Origin of the sequence: Pseudomonas sp. RW3S2 (genome assembly GCF_014268955.1) — a bacterium.
Classification (GTDB): Bacteria; Pseudomonadota; Gammaproteobacteria; order Pseudomonadales; family Pseudomonadaceae; genus Aquipseudomonas; species Aquipseudomonas wayambapalatensis.
In genome coordinates, this window is the sequence record NZ_JABWRM010000009.1 from 209,867 (window position 1) to 230,014 (window position 20,148).

Consider the following 20,148-nt stretch of genomic DNA (forward strand, 5'->3'; position numbering starts at 1 on the left):
ACCCCTTGGAGGCATGAGGTTTACAATGATCAATTCATCCATCCCGATTGTCATCGTCACCGGTTTTCTGGGCGCCGGAAAAACTACTTTTCTACGCTCCTTAATCGAAGCTGGTGAACTGAGTAAAACTTTGTTCATCGTCAATGAAATAGGCGAAGTAGGTCTCGATCAGCAGCTACTTCAAGCATCTGGGGCTAAAGACCCCATACTATTATCAGGTGGTTGCTTGTGCTGCGAAATGAAAAATGACCTCGGCTACACACTGAGAGATTTGTACCTAAAATGGCCTGACAAAGCCAATCCACCCATTGACAAGATAGTGATTGAAACATCCGGCCTTGCAAGCCCTGCTTCCGCCATCCTCCAACTGGCTCAAGACCACTGGTTAAGGGATCGCTTCCGACTGTCACAAATTATAGGAGTAATTGACAGCGAATTTGGCCTAGAGACACTGAAAACCAATGAGCTTGCCGTAGATCAGGTCATCTATTCCGACACTGTATTTCTGAGCAAACAAGACAAAGTCAACGCTGAACAATCCGCGCATCTTACCGAGTGCATTCTAAGAATAAACCCACGCATCAAGATCAAAGGAGTTAATGGCAAGGATATCAAATCAGCAGATTACTACTTTATGTCACCCGCTAGGACTGACACCATGCGGCAAGTCAGCAATCCGTCAGTCGATCATCTTCTGGAATATAGCACTACCAATATTTCAATGCCAGACGCCATCCCCTGGAAGTCTCTCGCCAGCGCATTGGATGAGTTGAGCCATACTTACCAAAATGATCTACTGCGTGTGAAAGGTGTGGTTTACATCAAGGAGCTGATCACCCCGATTGTTATACATGGTGTGCGCGGTACATTTATGCAGCCGGAGGTACTTGCGATGAAAGATCATACTCATGCGAGTCTGACCTTGATCAGCGCTGGAACCCATGCAAACTTCATAGCTGAACACCTAAGCCGACAATTGCTCGCTTAAGCTCTAACACCCTCGGCGGGTGCACGCCGCTTTAAAAGCAAACTTTAACTTATAAAAAGAATACTGATATGACTCCGCCTGCGATAGATCTTTTTTAATCGCACAGTCCTGTCAGCTTTAGCGCCACCCCAACTTATCACGCAGACTTGCGTGCATGCCTAAATCAATTACAAACAAAGGCTAAGACAATGCGCAACCTCATCACCTGTTTTATTGCAATAATTGCATCTTTCAACACGTTTGCAGCCGACATGAATGCCAGAGATTTCATAGCGGCGCCTGACGGAACCGTGTTAAGCGCCTACTATCTATCCTACTCGCACTCGACAAATTTTCGAGGCGATGGCGACACATATAAAAATGCCAAGGCCACAGTCACGGCCTTCGCTTTCCGACAGGTTCTGTATACAGACCTATGCGGTGTCATCTGCACTCCACAGTTTGTCATTCCTTACGTCGACATTGACAGCCGATCGCCAGGTCAAATGGGAAGCGGGTCTGGAAGTGGGGTGGGCGACCCTCAAATTGGCGGCACACTATTTTTGATCAATAACCCAAACACCCAGACCTACAGCGGCTTCATGACGCTGCTGACGGTACCTGTTGGCGAGTACCACTCACAAAGTCCAGATGTCTCCCCCGGAGGAAACAGATGGGTGCTTGATCTTCTATATAACTTCACACAGGGCCTGGGCGAGCGCTGGGTCGTAGAAGCCGACTTAGAGGCTTTGCTATTTGGAAAAAACAACGATTACTACGGCGAATCACTAGAGCAAAAACCAGTGTTCCGACTCCAGACCTTTCTGTCGTATGCATTTACCGACAACACCTATGGCGCACTTCGGTTTATACAGGGGCAAGGCGGAGAGGCTCGGTTCGATGGTGCAACCCTTTCCGATACTGAGCAGAAGTACACCCAACTGGGCGTAGAGATTGGACACAAGCTCGATCAAAAAAACCAGTTCATGCTCGCGTTAACCAAAGACTTGGACTCAAGCAACACATTCCAGGGCGCCCAAGCACTGCTTCGTTTCGTCCATGTATACTGAGCTGAGCGAATATCATAATGACTATAAACAGCACAACCAGGCAGCATGCAGACTCTGAGATTTCTTCAGTAAATCTTCGCTTGACTGCAATTATCGTACTGGCTTCTTTTCTTCCCCTTGTCATGATGACAGCGCCGGCCTTCACTGCTCAGTTTTCCAGACAACTCGAATTAAATCCTGCGCAGATCGGCAGCTTGTTCATGGCGGAACTGGGTGCGATGAGTCTTGCCACCCTACCGGCACTTTTCTGGATCAAGCGCGTAAACCTTCGTACTGCGGCGGTTGTTTCAAGCTTGATATTTTTGACTGGAAACCTGTTATCTGCCACTGAGCCTGGCTACAGCTACCTGCTGCCTCTGCGCTTCTTTACGGCGCTCGGAGGCGGTTCACTCATGATCATTTGCATGAGTACCGCCGCAACGCTCCCCAACCCCGCTAAGGCTTATGGGCTCTGGGTTCTCGGGCAACTGCTCGTGGGCGCGATAGGCATCCAGGTATTGCCAGGTTTATTCGATCGATTTGGGTTGGCTGTTGGATACCTTCTGATGGCATCCCTGATGGTAGCTACGTTGAAGCTGACCAAAGCATTCCCAAGAGCGTTATCTCCGGTCCATACAACGACCCAATCCCTAGCCCACAAAGGGAGTGTCATCCTAGGACTGCTTGCAGTTTTCGTGTTTGACTTGAGCATAAGCGGCGTCTGGACATTCATTGGAAGCATCGCCGCCGCCAGCGATATCTCCATCCAAAGCAGCAGCTCCATCCTCGCGGTAGCTACGCTTATGGGGGTTGCAGGTGCCGGAGTTGCTTCGCTGACAGGCAGCCGCCCTTCAAGGATGCCTATGACGGTAGCGGGCTATGTTGCCCTTGTCACCTCTGTGCTGCTACTGCTCGATAAGCCTGACCTGTTGCGCTTCGCCTTTGCGGCCTTGGCATTCAAGTTCACCTGGACCTTCGTTCTTCCTCTGGTGATGGCTTGCATTGCGGACCTCGACCCCTCCGGCCGCTTGATGAATATCACCAATCTGGTCGTAGGCGGCGGTTTGGCACTGGGCCCTGCTTTAGCCGGCCAACTGATCCAGTCACAGGGCGCCTACACACTCACCCTCCTTGGCTCAGCTGCTCTGTGCTCAGTCTCGTTGGCGCTGGTGCTTTTGAGCCGAGCGTCGCGATCAGTCTCAACGTGACAACCTGAAGCGAAAGCCACCTCAGTAAGGCGCCAAGGCTCCACCTTGGCGCCACTCCTTGGCAGGCATGCCAAATCGCTTGCGGAACTCTCTGGAGAAGTGCGTATTGCTATTGAAACCACAGTGATACGCCACTTCACTAATCGTGAAATGCCTGAATGCTGGCTCCCGCAACATTTTCCTGCTTAGATCCAAACGCCGCTCCCTGATGTACTTCGCAGGGGAGCTGTCGATTTGCTTCATGACGGTATACAAATGTCGACAGCTCACACCTAACACCAAGGCGATTAGCTCAGGTGTCAGCTCAGGATCTCGCAGCCGGCTGTCGATTTCTCGGACCGCTGAGGCCAGAAGCATAGAGTTAGAGGCCGAAGCCTGTTTATTTCCAGTTGACAGATATGACGTAAAAGCTGTCTGGCAAGTCGCCAACAGCATTTCTGCAAGGAAATCGCTATCCAGCTCTTGAGAAGATGCTCCGTTAGTAAAAATCGATTCCATCAACTCATGAATGATTTGACTGCTCCCAGAGTCTGGTAGCGCCCTACCAGACATCATTTTCGCACAGGGGAAGCGCCGATCAAATTTTGATCTGGGAATTATCAGCGAGGTAAAGGTTGCTGACTTCTGGCAGAAAAAGTCATATTCGAATGCAGTATCGAGGAAAAAAATTTCACCATCTTTCAGGTCGATCGCTCGGCTATTGACATTAAGACTTGCCTTGCCTGAGGTCTTGACCGTCACCGCATAGGGTGCTGAACCGGTATGGTCAGCCTGATGCCGGATCAAATGAGGCGAGACTTCAGACCGAGTCAGCTTCAAGGCACCTATGGATTGAGTACTGAACTGCCCCTTAAAGCGTCGATTATCATCGAGCGTATGTAGCTCTACTTTCCAAAGCAAACCTTGCATCGTGGAGTGGATTGCGGGCAGTTCTTTCTCGGCAAAACAGGATTCCAACGTCAGCCTTTCCATACTCCCCTCCTGAGCCAGGCGGCAATTCGGCACCGCCTGGCGATGCTCATCTACGAAGCTGACTCATCAAGCTTGTGCCAATGAACGTGTAGACCGAAACTTAATCCCCAGATAGCTCAACGCAGACCCTATACCCGCAGCAGCGATAACCATGCACATCGGTCGTGGTGAGTCATGAGCCAGGCCTCCAACCCAGGCACTGAATGCGGCACCCAGTGCGAATTGGGTCGCGACCGCCAGCCCTGCCGCGGCTCCCGCGTTTTCAGGAAAGCGTTTAAGCAAACTGGCAACACAATTCGCCCCCAACAGCCCTGTGACACTGACATACAGAATTACAAAGCCAACAATACTCCAGAGACTCATCGATTCGCTGCTGCTTAACACGATCAGGCCCACCGCGGAGACTCCTGCAAACGTCGCCCCGACGCCCAGCATACGTATAGCGCCGAGTCGACTGACCAGGCGGGCATTGGCCACGGTCATGATAATGACGCCACCAATATTCAAAGCGAACAACCAACCGTAGCCATGGGGTGAGACGCCAAAATATCCGATATAAACGTAAGGCGACGCAGTAATGAAGGCAAACATCCCACCAAATGAAAGACCCATGCACAAAATGTAAGAGATCGCAGTCGGGTCGGTAGCGATGCGCCAGTAACCCAGTAACGCTGCTGCGACAGACTGGCTCCGTTTATCGGGATGATGCGTCTCGGAAATGCTGAAAATACAGGCGAGCAGACAAACGGCTGCAAATACAAACAGCCCCACAAAAATTACACGCCATCCATCAATGAGCATCAGAAAACTGCCTGCAAGTGGAGCCACGAGCGTCGCTAGCATGGTGACCAGATGCATGAGGGATAGGGTTTTGGCGGCGTCGCCGAGGGAGAACAGGTCTCTGACGATAGCACGTGCCAGCACGGACGCTACGGCCCCGCCGAGCGCCTGAAAGAAGCGCCAGACGATAAGTTGCTCTACGGAACTCGCCAGCATGCAGCCTACCGAAGCAACCAGATACAGAGCCATCCCTCCAAGCAGCAATGGCTTTCGCCCGTAACGATCCGAAAGCGGGCCGTAGAAGAGCATGCCAATGCAAAGCCCTGCCAAGAAGACACCGATGGTCATCTGCACACTCGCAGCGCTAGCGTTCAAATCGTCTGCTATGGAGGGCAAGCTAGGCAGGTACGTGTCAATAGATAGCGGTGCAAACGCCACTAGGGCAGCCAGCAAAATGATCAGGCGTCGCGGGTTGTCCAGCATATGTGCTCCACAGCGATTTCAAAGGGCGAGAAAAACGATAACATCTTAACGTTATGTCGCGCACCTTCTCTCTGCGAGCACGTTGTTCCTAGGGCTCTATCTTCTTCAAGTCGTTCAACAAGGCAATGAGCTGGTCCATTTTTTCTTGGCCAAATTGGGCATGGATCTTCTGGTAGTTTCTCTCCATGTCTCCACTCATGGCAGCAAAAAGAGCCTGCCCCCGCTCAGTGAGACTGACGAAAACCCTCCGCTGATCCTGCTGTGATTTTTGACGCAGAACGACACCATCACGCTCCAGTCGGCTGAGCACACCGGTCATGCTGGGTTTCAGAATGCACGCTTGGTGTGCCAACTGATGGCTTTCAAGTTCACCCTGCTGGCTAAGAATACGAATGACCCGCCATTGCTGTTCAGTGAGGTCATGCTCATTCAGTGACGGCCTGAAAAATGCCATTGCGGCCTCTCTTGCTTGCAGGAGAGTCAGAGTGAGAGAAGGTCTAGGTTTAGCCATGATCAAACCACGTCAAATGAGCGAAACGGCAGCTTATTAGTATGCCTGTATAGGTGCAAGAAAGGCCAAGCTCTGTCGCATCACCATTAAAGCCTTGGGATGCATCGCAGAGGTTGCTTGAGCCAATCCTATGAAAAGTACAATTTCTCCCACGAAAACCTCATTCTCCAGGGAGGGGTTAGCTGCGACCATCTGGGTACAACAATCAAGATGACCGGAGCGCTTGAGCCGTGTCCAGATCAGCTCAGTCCAGAATGTCGTTGCCGGTAATCTCCCGGCGTGAGGTTAGCGTACCGTTGGAAAAACCGGCTGAAGTAGGCCGGATCTTTGAAACCCAGCTGGTAACAGACCTCATTCGCGGAGCTGCCACTGAAAAGCAGCAGCCTTTTGGCTTCCTGCATGAGCCGCTCCTGGATGAGTCGCTTCGATGGAAGGTCTGCGATTCGACGACATACATCGTTCAGCCTTGGCTCTGTGACTCCAATACCAGCTGCATACCTAGAAAGCGGCCAATGCTCACGGTAATGAGCTTCAATCAGCTCATTGAATCGGTGAAAAATCTTGAGATCCTCACGTCGTGCCGGCGTCGCCTTCACAGAGTTGGAGCACAGCCTAAGCAGGCTGATCATGATCAATCTCGTCAGATTTTCCAAAGCCGCACCGCGGCCTGGTCGTTGATCAGCGATTTCATTACTCAGCTCTTCAAACATCAGCTCAACACGCCTCGCTTCAGCCGCATAAGCCGACGAAAGGCCGGTCAGGGCAACACATGCCGGCGCCACCTGGAGACCAGAAGACACGAGGCTGCCATCTGCCTCAATCAGCTGCCATACCAGTTGCTGGCGAACCGTCAACACGTGCCCGTCGCTGTCCTGCTCAGTGACGAAGGAATGCGCGACCGTCGGGGGCGTAAGGAAGAACATCGGGCCGGACTCGATGTACTGCTGATCATCGAGATACACACGGACGGTACCCGTTTTCACGTAGTGAACCTGGAAGAACCGATCATGCCGATGGACAGGCATGTTCCTGCCAAAAAATCCGGCGAGATTGCCCAGTCGGTCGTAGTGAACCTCGCTATCGCTGTAGCGTTGGTCGTACACCTGGCCGATGTTGATATTCGGTATTGGCTGGCGATCAGTCATCGATTTCTACTCGTTTTTCTTGTCGTTGCAATTGGCCGCTACGCCCATGGTGCACCTGTGTCAGAGGAAGCGCTATGGCATGAATGCTTGACGGTCGTTAACATCTTAAATATAACGTTAACACATTAACGAGTTTTGTAGGGCTCTCGCTGCCCTACCCCTGCCAGGAGAAAAGCATGAGCCTTGCCCTGCATGACGCTGCAACCGGCACCTTGTTTGGCGTTGCGCTGAACTACACCGGTCTGCTGAAAAAACGTCTCGCCGAGTTTGAGCAACCGCCCTACAAACAAGCCCCGGTCAAGCCGGTGCTGTTCATCAAAACCCCCAACACTCGTAACGCTCATGGCGCCGAAGTGGTTCAGCCCGCTGGCGAGCGCTTGCAACCAGGCCCAGCGCTGGGTGTGGTTATTGGCAAGGACGCCAGCCGAGTGAGCGCCGCTGAGGCGCTGAACTATGTGGCCGGTTACACCATCGTCAACGAGTTCAGTCTGCCTGAAGACAGCTACTACCGCCCGGCTGTGAAGGCCAAGTGCCGCGATGGTTTCTGTGCCATTGGCCCAGAGCTGGTACCAGTTGCGGCCATTGCAGACCCACACCAACTGACAATCAAGCTCTCTGTGAACGGCAAGGTTGTGCAAGAGAACACCACTGCCAATCTGGTACGGGGCGTCCCACAACTGATCGCTGAACTGAGCGAGTTTATGACCTTGCACGAAGGCGACGTGCTGATCACCGGTACGCCTGAAGGGCGCGTCGACGTTCAGCCTGGAGACTTTGTCGAAGTCGAAATAAACGGCCTCGGCCGTCTGGCTAACAACATCGTGGCTGAATCAGAGGACCAAGCATGAAACACGCTCGCATCCGTTATGAGGGCAGCGTTCATGCTGTCACCGTTGAGGCCAACAATGCGGTTCGCCTTAGCGATGGCCGTCTAGTTGCTGAAGAAAACGTTGAGTGGCTTCCGCCAGCCAACGGCAGTATGTTCGCCCTGGGTCTGAACTACGCCGACCACGCCCGCGAACTGGCCTTCGCCCCGCCTACCGAGCCGCTGGCGTTCATCAAGTCGCCAGGCACCTACACCGGCCACGATCAGATCACATGGCGCCCGGACAACGTCGAGTACATGCACTACGAGTGCGAACTGGTCGCGGTTATCGGCAAGCCTGCAAAGAACGTCAAGCGTGAGAACGCTCTGGAATATGTCGCCGGCTACACAGTGTGTAACGACTATGCCATCCGTGACTTTCTTGAGAACTACTACCGCCCCAACCTGCGGGTGAAGAACCGCGACGCCACCACTCCGGTCGGCCCGTGGATCGTCGATGCCGCTGATGTGCCGGACGTGAGCAACCTGAAGCTTCGCACCTGGATCAACGGTGAGCTGAAGCAAGAAGGCACCACCGCGGACATGATTTTCGACATCCCACACCTGATCGAATACTTCTCCAGCTTTATGACCCTGCAACCGGGCGACATGATCGCCACCGGTACGCCAGAAGGCCTGGCTGACGTGGTGCCGGGCGATGAAGTGGTGGTGGAAGTAGAAGGCGTCGGTCGCCTGGTCAATCGAATCGTCAGCGAAGCTGACTTCTTCAAAAACAAAAAACTCGCTGAGGCTTAACTCGCATGATCAAGCATTGGATTAACGGCCGTGAGGTCGAGAGCAAAGACACCTTCGTCAACTACAACCCAGCCACCGGCGAAGCCATCGGCGAAGTTGCCAGTGGTGGAGCTGAGGAAGTCGCCCAGGCCGTGGCCGCAGCCAAGGAAGCCTTCCCGAAATGGGCCAACACCCCTGCCAAGGAACGCGCCCGCCTGATGCGCAAGCTGGGTGAACTGATCGACCAGAACGTGCCGAAGCTTGCCGAGCTGGAGACCCTCGACACTGGCCTGCCGATTCACCAGACCAAGAACGTGCTGATCCCGCGCGCCTCGCACAACTTCGACTTCTTCGCCGAAGTCTGCACGCGCATGGACGGCCACACCTACCCGGTCGACGACCAAATGCTCAACTACACCCTGTACCAGCCGGTCGGTGTGTGTGGTCTGGTGAGCCCATGGAACGTGCCGTTCATGACCGCCACCTGGAAGACCGCGCCATGCCTGGCCTTGGGCAACACTGCGGTACTGAAGATGAGCGAGCTGTCGCCGCTGACCGCTAATGAGCTGGGTCGTCTGGCCGTAGAGGCAGGCATCCCCAATGGCGTGTTGAACGTCATCCAGGGTTACGGTGCCACCGCTGGCGACGCCCTGGTACGTCATCCGGACGTACGCGCTATCTCCTTCACCGGCGGCACTGCCACCGGCAAGAAGATCATGCAAACCGCCGGCCTTAAAAAGTACTCCATGGAGTTGGGCGGCAAGTCGCCAGTACTGATTTTCGAAGACGCAGACCTGGAACGCGCCCTGGACGCCGCGCTGTTCACCATCTTCTCGCTGAACGGTGAGCGTTGCACTGCTGGCAGCCGGATCTTCATCCAAGAGAGCGTGTACCCGCAGTTTGTTGCCGAATTCGCCGCTCGCGCCAAGCGCCTGATCGTCGGTGACCCGACCGACCCGAAAACTCAGGTTGGCTCGATGATCACTCAGGCTCACTACGACAAGGTCACCGGCTATATCCGTATCGGTATTGAAGAAGGCGCCACCCTTCTCGCAGGTGGTCTGGATCGTCCGACCAACCTGCCGGCTCATCTCTCTAAGGGCCAGTTCATCCAGCCGACTGTGTTCGCTGACGTGAACAACAAGATGCGCATCGCTCAGGAAGAAATCTTCGGCCCAGTGGTCTGCCTGATCCCGTTCAAAGACGAAGCTGAAGCCCTACAACTGGCGAACGACACTGAGTACGGCCTGGCCTCGTACATCTGGACTCAGGACATTGGTAAGGCTCATCGCCTGGCCCGTGGCATCGAGGCAGGCATGGTGTTCATCAACAGCCAGAACGTTCGCGATCTGCGCCAACCGTTCGGTGGCGTCAAAGGCTCAGGTACTGGCCGCGAAGGTGGCCAGTACAGCTTTGAAGTATTCGCCGAGATCAAGAACGTCTGCATCTCTATGGGTAGCCATCACATTCCTCGCTGGGGTGTGTGACCTTTTTCCCAACGCACCGGGTCGCCTGCTGCTCTGACGACCGCCAGGCTCACCCGGTGCCGCGGGATCCACAAGAATAAGGAGTTTTGTCATGGGCAAAGTGGCACTTGCAGCCAAAATCACCCACGTACCCTCCATGTATCTGTCCGAGCTGCCGGGCCCGCGACAAGGGTTCCGTCAAGCCGCAATCGACGGGCACTACGAGATCAGTCGACGCTGCCGTGAGCTGGGCGTGGACACCATCGTGGTGTTCGACACCCACTGGCTGGTCAATGCCAACTACCACATTCTCTGCGGCGATCACTTCGAGGGAGTCTATACCTCAAACGAGTTGCCGCACTTCATCAGCAATATGGAATATGGGTTCCCTGGAAACAAGGAACTGGGACTGATTCTGGCTGAGGAATGCAACCGCTTCAACGTTGAAACAATGGCGCATCACGCTACAACGCTAGGCCCGGAATACGGGACTCTGGTGCCAATGCGTTATATGAACAAAGACAACCACTTCAAGGTGATTTCGGTTTCGGCACTGTGCACCTCGCACTACCTCGCTGATAGCGCCCGTCTTGGCTGGGCCATGCGCAAGGCGGTAGAAGATCACTACGACGGTACCGTGGCGTTCTTGGCCAGCGGCTCGCTGTCCCATCGTTTCGCGCAGAACGGCCAGGCACCTGACTTTGCCACCAAGGTCTGGAGCCCGTTCCTGGAGACCCTGGACCACCGCGTGGTGAACATGTGGGAGAACGCCGAATGGGATGCCTTCTGCGGGATGCTCCCAGAGTACGCCGCCAAAGGCCACGGTGAAGGCTTTATGCATGACACCGCCATGCTGCTCGGTGTTCTCGGCTGGTCGAAATACGATGGCAAGGCGGAAGTGGTGACGCCCTACTTCGGCTCGTCGGGAACCGGCCAGATCAACGCGATCTTCCCTGTCACCCCTCAGGACGGCTCTGCCATCCCTGGCGCGCAGGCCTCCAATCCAGCCTCTGTGGTTTCCACCAGCCGCCTTTAACCTACCCGTCCGCAGCTGGCTCTCCTGCTAATGGCCAGCTGCGCTTAGCCGAGGATGCCCGTCATGCCACATTTGGTTCTGCTCTACACCCCCGACCTGGAGTCCGACGCCGACATTCCAGGTCTCTGCCGCGCCTTGGCAGACACCATGCTCGAACAGCGCGATGCCAGTGGCAAAGCCGTGTTCCCAACTGGCGGCACTCGTGTGCTGGCCTATCCTGCCGCGCATTGCGCAGTGGCCGACGGCAAAGGGGAGTATGGATTCCTGTACGCCAACCTGCGCATGGGCGCAGGCCGTAGTTCTGATGTTCACAAGGCAGTGGGGGACAACTTGCTGGCGGTACTCAAAACCCGTCTGGATCCTTTGCTGCAACAGCGCCCGGTCGGCATCACCTTACAGATCGACCAAAGCACCGCCCAAGTCTACGACGCCAAACACAGCACCTTGCACCCGCTGTTCAATCGCTAGCGCTTTTGAATCAAACACTCTCCTGACTCATTTCAAAATAAGTACAAGAACATGAGCACACTTGACCAAGCCTCGCACAGCGAGACGAAAATTGAACGGGCCGACTCGACCCACTGGGCAGTCACATGGCGGCTGATGCCGTTGCTGCTGGTGTGCTACCTGTTCGCCCACCTGGACCGCATCAACATCGGCTTCGCCAAGATGCAGATGAGCCAGGACCTGCACTTGTCGGACACGGTCTACGGCCTGGGTGCCGGGCTGTTCTTCATCGCCTATGCACTGTTCGGCGTCCCCAGCAACCTGATGCTCGACCGCGTTGGCCCACGCCGCTGGATTGCCTGCCTGATGGTGGTGTGGGGGCTGTTGTCGACCAGCATGCTGCTGATCGAAAGCAGCAGCGCGTTCTACCTGTTGCGCTTTGCCCTGGGCGCGGCCGAGGCCGGGTTCTTCCCAGGCATCCTGGTGTACCTCAACCGCTGGTACCCGGCCGGGCGGCGCGCCCAGGTCACTGCGCTGTTCGCCATAGCCGTGCCCTTGGCCGGAGTCGTCGGCGGGCCGGTTTCCGGGGCCATTCTGGCGTTCATGCACGATACCGCCGGGCTTCGTGGCTGGCAGTGGATGTTCCTGCTTGAAGGCGCGCCAGTAGTTCTGCTAGGCCTAGTAGTACTGGCCGTGTTGCCAGAGCACTTCGAGCGCGTGACCTGGTTGAGCGTGCAGCAAAAAGCCACGCTGCGCACCCAGTTTGGTGTGGAAGAACAACGCAAGCCAATGACCTCGTTCAGCGCCATTTTCGCAAGCCCAGCGCTGTGGCTGCTGGTGGCGGTCTATTGCGCAGTGATGCTGGCAGTCAACACGCTTGCTTTCTGGATGCCAAGCCTGATTCACGGTACAGGGATTGCCAGTGACGCCACCGTCGGATTACTCAGCGCTGTGCCGTACCTGGCCGGATGTCTGTTCATGCTTGCGTGCGGCCGTTCTAGCGACCGCAGGCGTGAACGACGCTGGCACCTGTGCGTGCCGCTGCTGATGTCTGCCGTCGGGATCACCATTGCAGCCCTCGCACCCGAGCAGCCACTTCCAGTACTGACCGGCTTGATTTTGGCCGGAATGGGGGCAAGTGCCGCACTGCCGATGTTCTGGCAGCTTCCGCCTGCGTTTCTTAATGCGCGCACTCAAGCCGCGGGCATTGCCTTGATCAGCTCATTGGGCAGCATCGCCTCGTTCGCTACCCCCTACTTCATTGGCTGGGTGCGTGACACAACCCACAGTCCGAGCCTGGCCCTGTACGTACTTTCCATTTTCATCGCCATAGGCGCCCTGCTGGTGCTGCGCACCCAAGCCGCCATCGTCAATCCTTGAATCAAGAGACTTTAACCATGTTAGACAATGCTTTCATTCAACAAGCCGCCGAACGCCTTGACCAGGCTGAGCGCAGCCGCGAGCAAGTGCGCCAGTTCTCGCTGGACCAACCGGCAATCACCATCGAGGACGCCTACGCAATCCAGCGCGCCTGGGTGGCAAAAAAGATTGCCGCCGGCCGCAAGCTGGTGGGCCACAAGATCGGCCTGACCTCCCGTGCGATGCAGGTATCGTCGAACATCACCGAACCTGACTATGGCGCCCTGCTTGACGACATGCTGTTTGACGAAGGCAGCGACATTCCCTTCGAGCGCTTCATCGTGCCACGCGTTGAAGTGGAGCTGGCGTTCATCCTCGGCAAACCGCTGAAGGGCCCCAACGTCACTGTGTTCGACGTGCTGGACGCCACCGAATGGGTAATCCCGGCACTGGAAATCATCGACGCGCGCATCCAGCAGGTCGATCCGCAAACCCAGGCCACCCGCAAGGTGTTCGACACCATTTCCGACAACGCGGCCAATGCCGGCGTGGTCATGGGAGGCCGCGCCGTGCGTCCTACCGAGATCGACCTGCGTAAGGTGCCGGCGGTGCTCTACCGCAATGGAGTGATCGAGGAGTCCGGGGTCAGCGCCGCCGTGCTCAACCACCCAGCCAAAGGCGTTGCCTGGCTGGCCAACAAGCTGGCCCCGTACGACGTGACCTTGCAACCCGGCCAGATCATCCTTGGTGGCTCTTTCACCCGCCCGGTCGCTGCGCGCCCTGGCGACACCTTCCACGTCGACTACGACATGCTCGGCTCAATCGCCTGCCGCTTTGTTTGAGGACCTGACCATGGAGATGCCCATCAATCACTTCAAGCAACGCCTGCGCAATGGTAAGCCGCAGATCGGCCTGTGGCTCGGCCTGGCAGATGCCTACTGCGCAGAGCTGGCCGCCAATGCCGGTTTCGACTGGCTGCTGATCGACGGCGAACACGCGCCCAACGATCTGCGCGGCATGCTTTCACAGTTGCAGGCGGTGGCGCCCTACTCTAGCCAGGCGGTGATTCGTCCAGTGATTGGCGACACTGCACTCATCAAACAGGTTCTGGATCTCGGCGCACAGACTCTTCTTGTGCCAATGGTGGAAAGCGCGGAGCAGGCACGGCAGTTGGTGAGAGCCGTTCACTATCCCCCAAGTGGCATTCGTGGTGTAGGGAGTGCGCTAGCTCGTGCGTCTCGTTGGAATAGCATCCCGGGCTATCTGGATCTCGCGGACGAGCAAATGTGCCTGCTGGTGCAGATTGAAAACAAGGAAGGTCTGGCAAACCTGGACGAGATTCTTTCTGTAGAGGGCGTAGATGGCGTTTTCATTGGGCCAGCTGACTTAAGCGCAGCTTTAGGTCATCGCGGAAATCCTGGTCATCCAGAAGTCCAGGCGATCATCGAGGATGCAATCGTAAGAATCGGCAAGGCAGGCAAGGCTGCCGGGATTCTCAGTGCGGATGAAAAACTGGCTCGACGCTACATTGAGCTAGGTGCAGCGTTTGTTGCAGTAGGCGTGGATACCACTGTACTGATGCGTGGCTTGCAAACGCTTGCGAGCAAGTTCAAAGAGCTGCCAACGCTCGACAGCACTGCTGGTGGTGTTTACTGATACCCATCAGGAGCAGGCAAGGCGTAATCTCGCCTTGCCTGCCCTTTTCGGACACCCGGTAAGGATTGATTTTCGGACTGGAAACATAGGCCAGCTGCATCGTTAACTTCATTCGCCCGACGACAGAGCCAACCCTCTCCAGCACATTCACATCTTGCGCTGTCAGCGCTTCAGATGCTTAAGATCATTCAAAAGCCCCAGCAATACTTCTAGCTTTTCCTCGCCCAACTGATCTTGCAGGCGCAGGTAGCTATCGTTCATGCGGGCACTCATGCTATCGAAGCACTCCAAGCCAGCCACAGTCAGGTCAACCAATACGATCCGCTGGTCGTGATGAACCTTCCGCTTCACCACGAGCCCCGCATTCTGCATGCGTGAGACAACCCCCGTCATGCTTGGGCCGAGAATGCAGGCTAAATCTGCCAATTTCAGAATCTCGATTGGCCCCTGCTCATGCAGAATTCTTATCACCCTCCACTGCTGTTCGGTCAGCCCATGCTCCTTCAATGAAGGGCGGAAAAATCGCATGGCAACCTCTCTGGCCTGGAGCAAATTTAGGGTCAGCGATGGCCGGAACTTAATCATGAAGGCATCCATTTAGAACCAATCAACGGCGTCTCGCAGCTACGCAACGCGCAGTTCACGGTCCAAAAAAACGGCGCCTGAGCGCCGTTTTGTACTTAGCTAGAGGTCAAGTCCGGATGACTGCCTTGAGTACTTCCTTAAAGGTTTCAACCTGCTCCTTGCTGAACTGGCCGAATACCTTTTCCTGCTGCTCACCTGCGATCGTCCAAAGCGCCTCTGTTTCATCGACACCTTTAACGGTAAGCCGCACACATTCGCCAGCATCTTCCACTAGGCCTTTGCGTTTCAGGTTTGCGACGGCCTCGTCGATCTCTCGGGCAGGCATTGCGACTTCACGCTGCAAATCTGTGAGACTGAGACCGGCGTCATTCTCAAGGACCATGAGCATCCGCGCTTCACTGGTACGCAGTCCGGTCGAGAGCTGGCGAGGCTGGTAGCTCGCCTGATACGCACGCAGCGCTTGGGTCATGAGGTAGTAGAGGTTGTGGCTCAAACGCCCCTGGAAATTGCTGCTAGGCGGCTGCCCTTCTTCGCGCTTTGTCATACGGGTGTGCGGCAGCACCATGGAGTAGGCGCCTTGATGGTAGAGCAGCGGCGCTCGGCCTAGGTCATCGAAGGCCAATACCTTTCCGACCAGAATCCAGTGATCACCACCATCCAGCTTCTGGTATTTCTCGCAATGGAAGCGCGCTGAGCAGTCCTCGAACACCGGGGCTCCGCCGACGCCCGCTTCATATTCGATATCAGCGAAACGGTCATCCTTCGGCCGAGCAAAGTTGTTGGAGAGGTCGATCTGATCAGCTGCCAGAACGTTTACAGCAAAATGCGTCGCCGATTCAAAAACGTCGTTGCTACCGGATCGTTTGTCGATGCTCCACAGAATCAGCGGCGGGTCCAACGACACCGAGTTGAAGCTATTGGCGGTAACCCCCACTTGGCGGCCATCAGCATCGCGAGCCGTAATCACGGTTACGCCAGTGGCAAAGTTACCCAGGGCGCGACGGAACGCGCGCGCGTCAAACTCAAAATCTACGTTTTCAGATGCCATGCAAGACTCCCGAGCAGGCCGCTAGTAGCCTGCTCTCATTGTTTTTATGGGTCAGTAGAGTCGCGAAGATGCTTCAGACCATCGAAGGATCGGGCTCCAAGCCCATCAGTTCGCGACCGAGGATCTGCGCGCAGACGTCATAATCCGAGTACGCATGAGCCCCAGTCATATGGGAGTCACGGAAGAGGCGCTGCATCTCGTTGCTTTCAAACCAAGCCCCACCGCCGGCTGCTTCCATCAAGCGATCGACCGCCTGGATGCACATTTTGGTAGCGTAGCCTTGGTTGGTTCGCCAGAACGCCAGCGTACCGCGGTCAGGATATTCATGACGCTCGCTGTAGTCGGCGATCTCATTCCAGCTCTTCTCAAGCAGAGCGCGAGCAGCGGCTACCTGATGAGTAGACTCAGCCAAACGCATCAAGGCAGGCGTAGCAGCGCCAACCGCAGCGCCGGTGTATGCACGCACCCGATTCTTGGTCTTCTCACGGAATACCTCCAGCATGCGCTCAGCAACGCCCAAGCTGATTGTAGAAAAGCCGCTTGCGAAGTAAGGGCGGTAAGGTGCATAGAAAATTTTGCTGTCTGGGTAGAGACCGAACCCAGCCGACTTACCTTCCATCATGTCCTTTGCCTTCTGGATACGATGCTCAGGCACAAAGGCGTTCTCGACGATGAGGGTTTTGCTACCACTGCCACGCATGCCAATGGCAAACCAGTCGTCACGAATTTCGTAGTCACTACGCGGCAAAACGGCGAAGCAATAGTCCTGGGTACCTTCGGCGTTCTTACGCCGGAATCCCAAGATCGCCCACTCAGCGTGATCGCATCCAGAACTCCAACCCATTTCACCGCTAAAGGTCACTCCACCCTCTACTTCTTCCGTACGGCCGAAGGGGGCAATACTGCTGCTGGCAGTCGCGTCAGGATTGGTTCCCCACGCCTCCTCCTGAAGCTTGGCGGGGAACATCGCCATTTGGTGCGAATGGGTGCAAAGCAGGCTCATCGCCCAAGCAGTGCTTGCGCAAGAACCTGCAAGGACAGCGATACATTCCGCGAATTCAGGAAGCGAGATTTCCATGCCGCCAAATTTTTTTGGCAAGAAGGCTCGGTGCATACCGATGCCCTTTAGCAAGGCGATGTTCTCGGCCGGCACGCAACGGTCTTTCTCCGCCTGCGGAGCATTGGCCGCGATGGTAGGCAGGACGGACTTCAGATCTTCCAGCAGCGGATTGGGCTTTTTCATGGATGGTCTCTTTATTATTGGGAAATTATTACCCGGCAGCTGGTGCCCGCCCATGTAGGTGCGTAAGCCAACTCAGCTCGCCTTATGCTCGATGACCAATCCAGTATGTGACGCCACCTTCCCGACTGAAATGCACGTTACGAGCGGAAAATTGTACTTTTCATGGGAAATATTCGGTTCCTGTCGCAGCCCCCTGAAGGTTTCGTTAACATTTGAACAAAGCAGTGGATTCGGGCCCCCTAAGCTAGATCAGTGAGATTTTGGCCTCGAAGCTCGATCTGCGCACAACCTACCGTATGACGGAAGCACGCCTGTGACCTTGCGCCTGACCGTAATTGATCAAACACCCATCCATGAAAATTGCACCTCGGTAACCGCGCCCTCGACATCAGTAGATCTCGCAATCGAATGCGAAAAATTGGGCTATCACCGCTATTGGTTGGCTGAGCACCACAACAGTATCCAGTTCGCAGGAGCCGCTCCTGAGGTTTTGATAACTCGAATTGCGAGCGCCACCAATCGGATGCGGATCGGCAGCGGTGGCGTGATGCTCACTCATTACAGCCCTTACAAAGTCGCCGAGACCTTTTCATTGCTAGGAGGATTGTTCCCAGGACGTATCGATCTAGGAATCGGACGCGCACCTGGAGGAAATCACCTCAGCTCTGCGGCGTTGGCGGCGCCAGGAACTCTCACTCATGAGGATCGCTTTCCTCAGCAGGCGGCCGAACTCTGCGCCTTCATCCGGAGTAGCTTTCCAACTGATCACCCGTATTCAGCGCTGGCGATCCCATCTGAAGCGTCAACCATGCCCTCACTGTGGATGCTCGGGTCTGGTGGCGGAAGTTCGGATCTGGCCGGCCAACTGGGAATGGGGTTGGCGCTAGCGAAGTTCATTGCTCCCCGGTTTTGCTCACCCGCCTTTTTCAAGTATCACGCCGACGTCTACCAGAAGGCCGGCCATGGGGCGTCCCCTCCTCGACTCCTCGCCTTGGCGGTAATTTGCGCGCAGACAGACGAAGAAGCGCGTTTTATAGCCGGTACCGCTGTGCACCGAAAAATGATGGCGGCGGGGGCTCCACGGGAGCGTCTTCTGTCCCCTTCTGAGGTTAGGACGCGTTACCAGAAAATGACCCAACTAGAGCGCTTAGAATTCGATGCCACGCTTGGCGACATGGTGGTTGGATCACCCGAAAACTGCCATAAAAAAATCCAGGAACTGGCTCATGCTTTCGGCAGCGACGAAGTTGGAATCGTGACCGTGACGCATAGCCTAGATGATCGAATTCGGAGCTACCGTCTACTTGCGACCGCGAATGGTTCATGTGCCAGGTGAGCCCACATCGCCACGGCACTGACGCAGCGTCATTTGCTAGCGACAATACGTATTCACTCGTCGACGAGGTACAACAGAATGACTGTTTGGTTGAGGCAGCAACCGACGATTACGCTCGACCTAGCCATCCAAGGGATGCAAGCCGCTATCGAGCAAGCGCAACTATTGAGCGTTAAAGTCAGCCTAATCATCGTTGACGCTGGTGGCATGACAATTCTTATGTGCCATATGGACGGGGCGCCACGCCCATCCCAAGCTATCGCTTTGAATAAAGCGCTAACCGCCGTTGGGTTCGCCAGTTCCACGTCAGAGTGGACAGATCGCCTGCAAGGCTGCTCTGCGGCTGTACAAACTGGACTTCCTCTTCAACCAGGCATAGCCCTGTTTGGCGGCGGCGAACCCTTTCTGGTCAATGGGCAAGTCGTTGGCGCCATCGGGGTGTCTGGATCAAGTGAGGCGAATGACGTCTTCTGCGCCAAAGCAGCAGCACAGCGCATCGGTGATCTTGTGTTTGTGAACGTGACCTGAGTTCATGCTTGAGTGAGATGCAGAGGTGCATAACCGCCTCCGCATCCAGCTGAAACAGTTCGCGACACAAGAGGATCAAGCCCCCGCAATCAGATATCCGGTTAGATCCTTGGTCATCGATTCTTGGCCGTCGCAGCTTGGCTCGCCCATACATACAGACCACTGAAGGCCTCTATCCGTCGCCGGTAACCATCATCGTTTCCATAAATCAGCTCGACAGTCAGACTGTCGATCACCGCCATGTAGGCCTCCACCAGCCAGTGCTCGAACTCAGCTGAAAGATGCTGACGCTCAGCCACGCAGACTTTCGTGAAGCAGCCTCGGAGCACTCTCAAATAGACGTCGTAGCCCGACATAACCGTTTGTCGAAGCGCATGAGGCGGGTAGAACGCTGCCCTCAACAGAAATCGCAGTGAGTCATTTTGCGTGTATCGATCGCGGAGTTGAGACCAGTATCCTTCGCCTGGTACAACGCTCGCCCCCTCTCTGTTGGCAAAATGAGCACGCACGTAGCCGATTTCCGCATCCAGAGCTATCTCCAGTGCAGTGACGTAGAGAGCATCTTTGCTTTCGAAATGAGCGTAAAGCGAAGCCTTCTTGAGCCCAGCCAACACGGCAATATCATTCATGGAGGCCGCGTCGTAACCGCGCTCAGCAAAATGGTTGAGTGCAAGCTGGGCAATGCGCCCAGCCGTTGCGCTCAGATCTTTATACGTCATGCAGCCTCCG

At 55.5% G+C, this 20,148-nt stretch carries 21 protein-coding genes; 13 read left to right on the plus strand and 8 right to left on the minus strand.

The features are described 5' to 3' along the window. Positions 1-25: 25 nt before the first annotated feature. The 3 genes from HU748_RS15240 to HU748_RS15250 all read left to right on the plus strand — a co-directional run bounded on the left by HU748_RS15240 (position 26) and on the right by HU748_RS15250 (position 3,224). Positions 26-988 (plus strand): CobW family GTP-binding protein, encoded by a 963-nt coding sequence (locus HU748_RS15240; RefSeq protein WP_186720950.1) that lies wholly within the window; start codon positions 26-28, stop codon positions 986-988. A 188-nt stretch (positions 989-1,176) separates the two neighbouring features. After that, positions 1,177-2,037 (plus strand): transporter, encoded by an 861-nt coding sequence (locus HU748_RS15245; protein ID WP_186596341.1) that lies wholly within the window; start codon positions 1,177-1,179, stop codon positions 2,035-2,037. An 80-nt stretch (positions 2,038-2,117) separates the two neighbouring features. After that, the gene (locus tag HU748_RS15250; RefSeq protein WP_238343369.1) at positions 2,118-3,224 is read left to right on the plus strand and encodes an MFS transporter; all 1,107 of its coding nucleotides are present in this window, start codon (positions 2,118-2,120) and stop codon (positions 3,222-3,224) included. A 21-nt stretch (positions 3,225-3,245) separates the two neighbouring features. On the opposite strand, the gene HU748_RS15255 is transcribed toward HU748_RS15250, so the two are convergent. From HU748_RS15255 to hpaA, 4 genes are all read right to left on the minus strand, one after another. Next, on the minus strand, positions 3,246-4,196 hold the full coding sequence (locus HU748_RS15255; RefSeq protein ID WP_186720954.1) for a helix-turn-helix domain-containing protein: 951 nt from the start codon (positions 4,194-4,196) through the stop codon (positions 3,246-3,248). Positions 4,197-4,262: 66 nt separating this feature from the next. Then, complete coding sequence (locus tag HU748_RS15260; protein WP_186720955.1) at positions 4,263-5,459, minus strand: Bcr/CflA family multidrug efflux MFS transporter; 1,197 nt, start codon at positions 5,457-5,459, stop codon at positions 4,263-4,265. Positions 5,460-5,547: 88 nt separating this feature from the next. Beyond that, entirely contained in the window at positions 5,548-5,970 is a 423-nt protein-coding gene (hpaR, locus tag HU748_RS15265; RefSeq protein WP_174369502.1) for a homoprotocatechuate degradation operon regulator HpaR, read from the minus strand. 239 nt (positions 5,971-6,209) lie between these two features. Next, the gene (gene hpaA / locus HU748_RS15270) at positions 6,210-7,115 is read right to left on the minus strand and encodes a 4-hydroxyphenylacetate catabolism regulatory protein HpaA (RefSeq protein ID WP_186478107.1); all 906 of its coding nucleotides are present in this window, start codon (positions 7,113-7,115) and stop codon (positions 6,210-6,212) included. Positions 7,116-7,291: 176 nt separating this feature from the next. On the opposite strand from hpaA, the gene HU748_RS15275 reads away from it, so the two are divergent. The 8 genes from HU748_RS15275 to hpaI all read left to right on the plus strand — a co-directional run bounded on the left by HU748_RS15275 (position 7,292) and on the right by hpaI (position 14,679). Continuing rightward, positions 7,292-7,963, plus strand: a complete 672-nt coding sequence (locus HU748_RS15275) for a fumarylacetoacetate hydrolase family protein (protein WP_186720957.1) — start codon at positions 7,292-7,294, stop codon at positions 7,961-7,963. Next, the gene (locus tag HU748_RS15280) at positions 7,960-8,736 is read left to right on the plus strand and encodes a fumarylacetoacetate hydrolase family protein (protein ID WP_174369499.1); all 777 of its coding nucleotides are present in this window, start codon (positions 7,960-7,962) and stop codon (positions 8,734-8,736) included. The genes HU748_RS15275 and HU748_RS15280 overlap by 4 nt, the downstream gene beginning before the upstream one ends. Before the next feature lie 5 nt (positions 8,737-8,741). After that, on the plus strand, positions 8,742-10,202 hold the full coding sequence (hpaE, locus tag HU748_RS15285) for a 5-carboxymethyl-2-hydroxymuconate semialdehyde dehydrogenase (RefSeq protein WP_186478105.1): 1,461 nt from the start codon (positions 8,742-8,744) through the stop codon (positions 10,200-10,202). A 91-nt stretch (positions 10,203-10,293) separates the two neighbouring features. After that, positions 10,294-11,217 carry a 3,4-dihydroxyphenylacetate 2,3-dioxygenase gene (gene hpaD, locus HU748_RS15290; RefSeq protein ID WP_186720959.1) on the plus strand — a complete coding sequence of 308 codons (924 nt, stop codon included), beginning with the start codon at positions 10,294-10,296 and terminating at the stop codon, positions 11,215-11,217. A 63-nt stretch (positions 11,218-11,280) separates the two neighbouring features. After that, positions 11,281-11,685: a 5-carboxymethyl-2-hydroxymuconate isomerase gene (locus HU748_RS15295; RefSeq protein ID WP_186478103.1), complete on the plus strand. Its 405-nt coding sequence runs from the start codon at positions 11,281-11,283 to the stop codon at positions 11,683-11,685. Between the two features lie 51 nt (positions 11,686-11,736). Then, entirely contained in the window at positions 11,737-13,044 is a 1,308-nt protein-coding gene (locus tag HU748_RS15300; RefSeq protein ID WP_186720961.1) for an MFS transporter, read from the plus strand. Positions 13,045-13,061: 17 nt separating this feature from the next. Further along, positions 13,062-13,865, plus strand: a complete 804-nt coding sequence (gene hpaH / locus HU748_RS15305) for a 2-oxo-hept-4-ene-1,7-dioate hydratase (protein ID WP_186478101.1) — start codon at positions 13,062-13,064, stop codon at positions 13,863-13,865. 10 nt (positions 13,866-13,875) lie between these two features. After that, a complete protein-coding gene (gene hpaI / locus HU748_RS15310; protein WP_186478100.1) occupies positions 13,876-14,679 on the plus strand; it encodes a 4-hydroxy-2-oxoheptanedioate aldolase in 804 nt (267 codons plus the stop codon). A 162-nt stretch (positions 14,680-14,841) separates the two neighbouring features. On the opposite strand, the gene hpaR (HU748_RS15315) is transcribed toward hpaI, so the two are convergent. The 3 genes from hpaR (HU748_RS15315) to HU748_RS15325 form a co-directional block, all read right to left on the minus strand. Beyond that, entirely contained in the window at positions 14,842-15,264 is a 423-nt protein-coding gene (gene hpaR, locus HU748_RS15315) for a homoprotocatechuate degradation operon regulator HpaR (RefSeq protein ID WP_186478099.1), read from the minus strand. Between the two features lie 106 nt (positions 15,265-15,370). Further along, positions 15,371-16,312, minus strand: coding sequence for a p-hydroxyphenylacetate 3-hydroxylase reductase component (locus HU748_RS15320; protein ID WP_186478098.1), 942 nt, complete (start codon positions 16,310-16,312; stop codon positions 15,371-15,373). A 73-nt stretch (positions 16,313-16,385) separates the two neighbouring features. Further along, positions 16,386-17,555 carry a p-hydroxyphenylacetate 3-hydroxylase oxygenase component gene (locus tag HU748_RS15325; protein ID WP_186478097.1) on the minus strand — a complete coding sequence of 390 codons (1,170 nt, stop codon included), beginning with the start codon at positions 17,553-17,555 and terminating at the stop codon, positions 16,386-16,388. A gap of 313 nt (positions 17,556-17,868) precedes the next feature. Here HU748_RS15325 and HU748_RS15330 point away from each other — a divergent pair, with 313 nt between their 5' ends. Both HU748_RS15330 and HU748_RS15335 read left to right on the plus strand, forming a co-directional pair. Beyond that, complete coding sequence (locus tag HU748_RS15330; RefSeq protein WP_186720963.1) at positions 17,869-18,891, plus strand: MsnO8 family LLM class oxidoreductase; 1,023 nt, start codon at positions 17,869-17,871, stop codon at positions 18,889-18,891. Between the two features lie 78 nt (positions 18,892-18,969). Then, the gene (locus tag HU748_RS15335; protein WP_186720965.1) at positions 18,970-19,419 is read left to right on the plus strand and encodes a heme-binding protein; all 450 of its coding nucleotides are present in this window, start codon (positions 18,970-18,972) and stop codon (positions 19,417-19,419) included. Positions 19,420-19,532: 113 nt separating this feature from the next. Here the strand turns inward: HU748_RS15335 and HU748_RS15340 are convergent, their stop codons facing one another. After that, positions 19,533-20,138, minus strand: coding sequence for a TetR/AcrR family transcriptional regulator (locus tag HU748_RS15340; protein ID WP_186478094.1), 606 nt, complete (start codon positions 20,136-20,138; stop codon positions 19,533-19,535). Between the last annotated feature and the right edge of the window lie 10 nt (positions 20,139-20,148).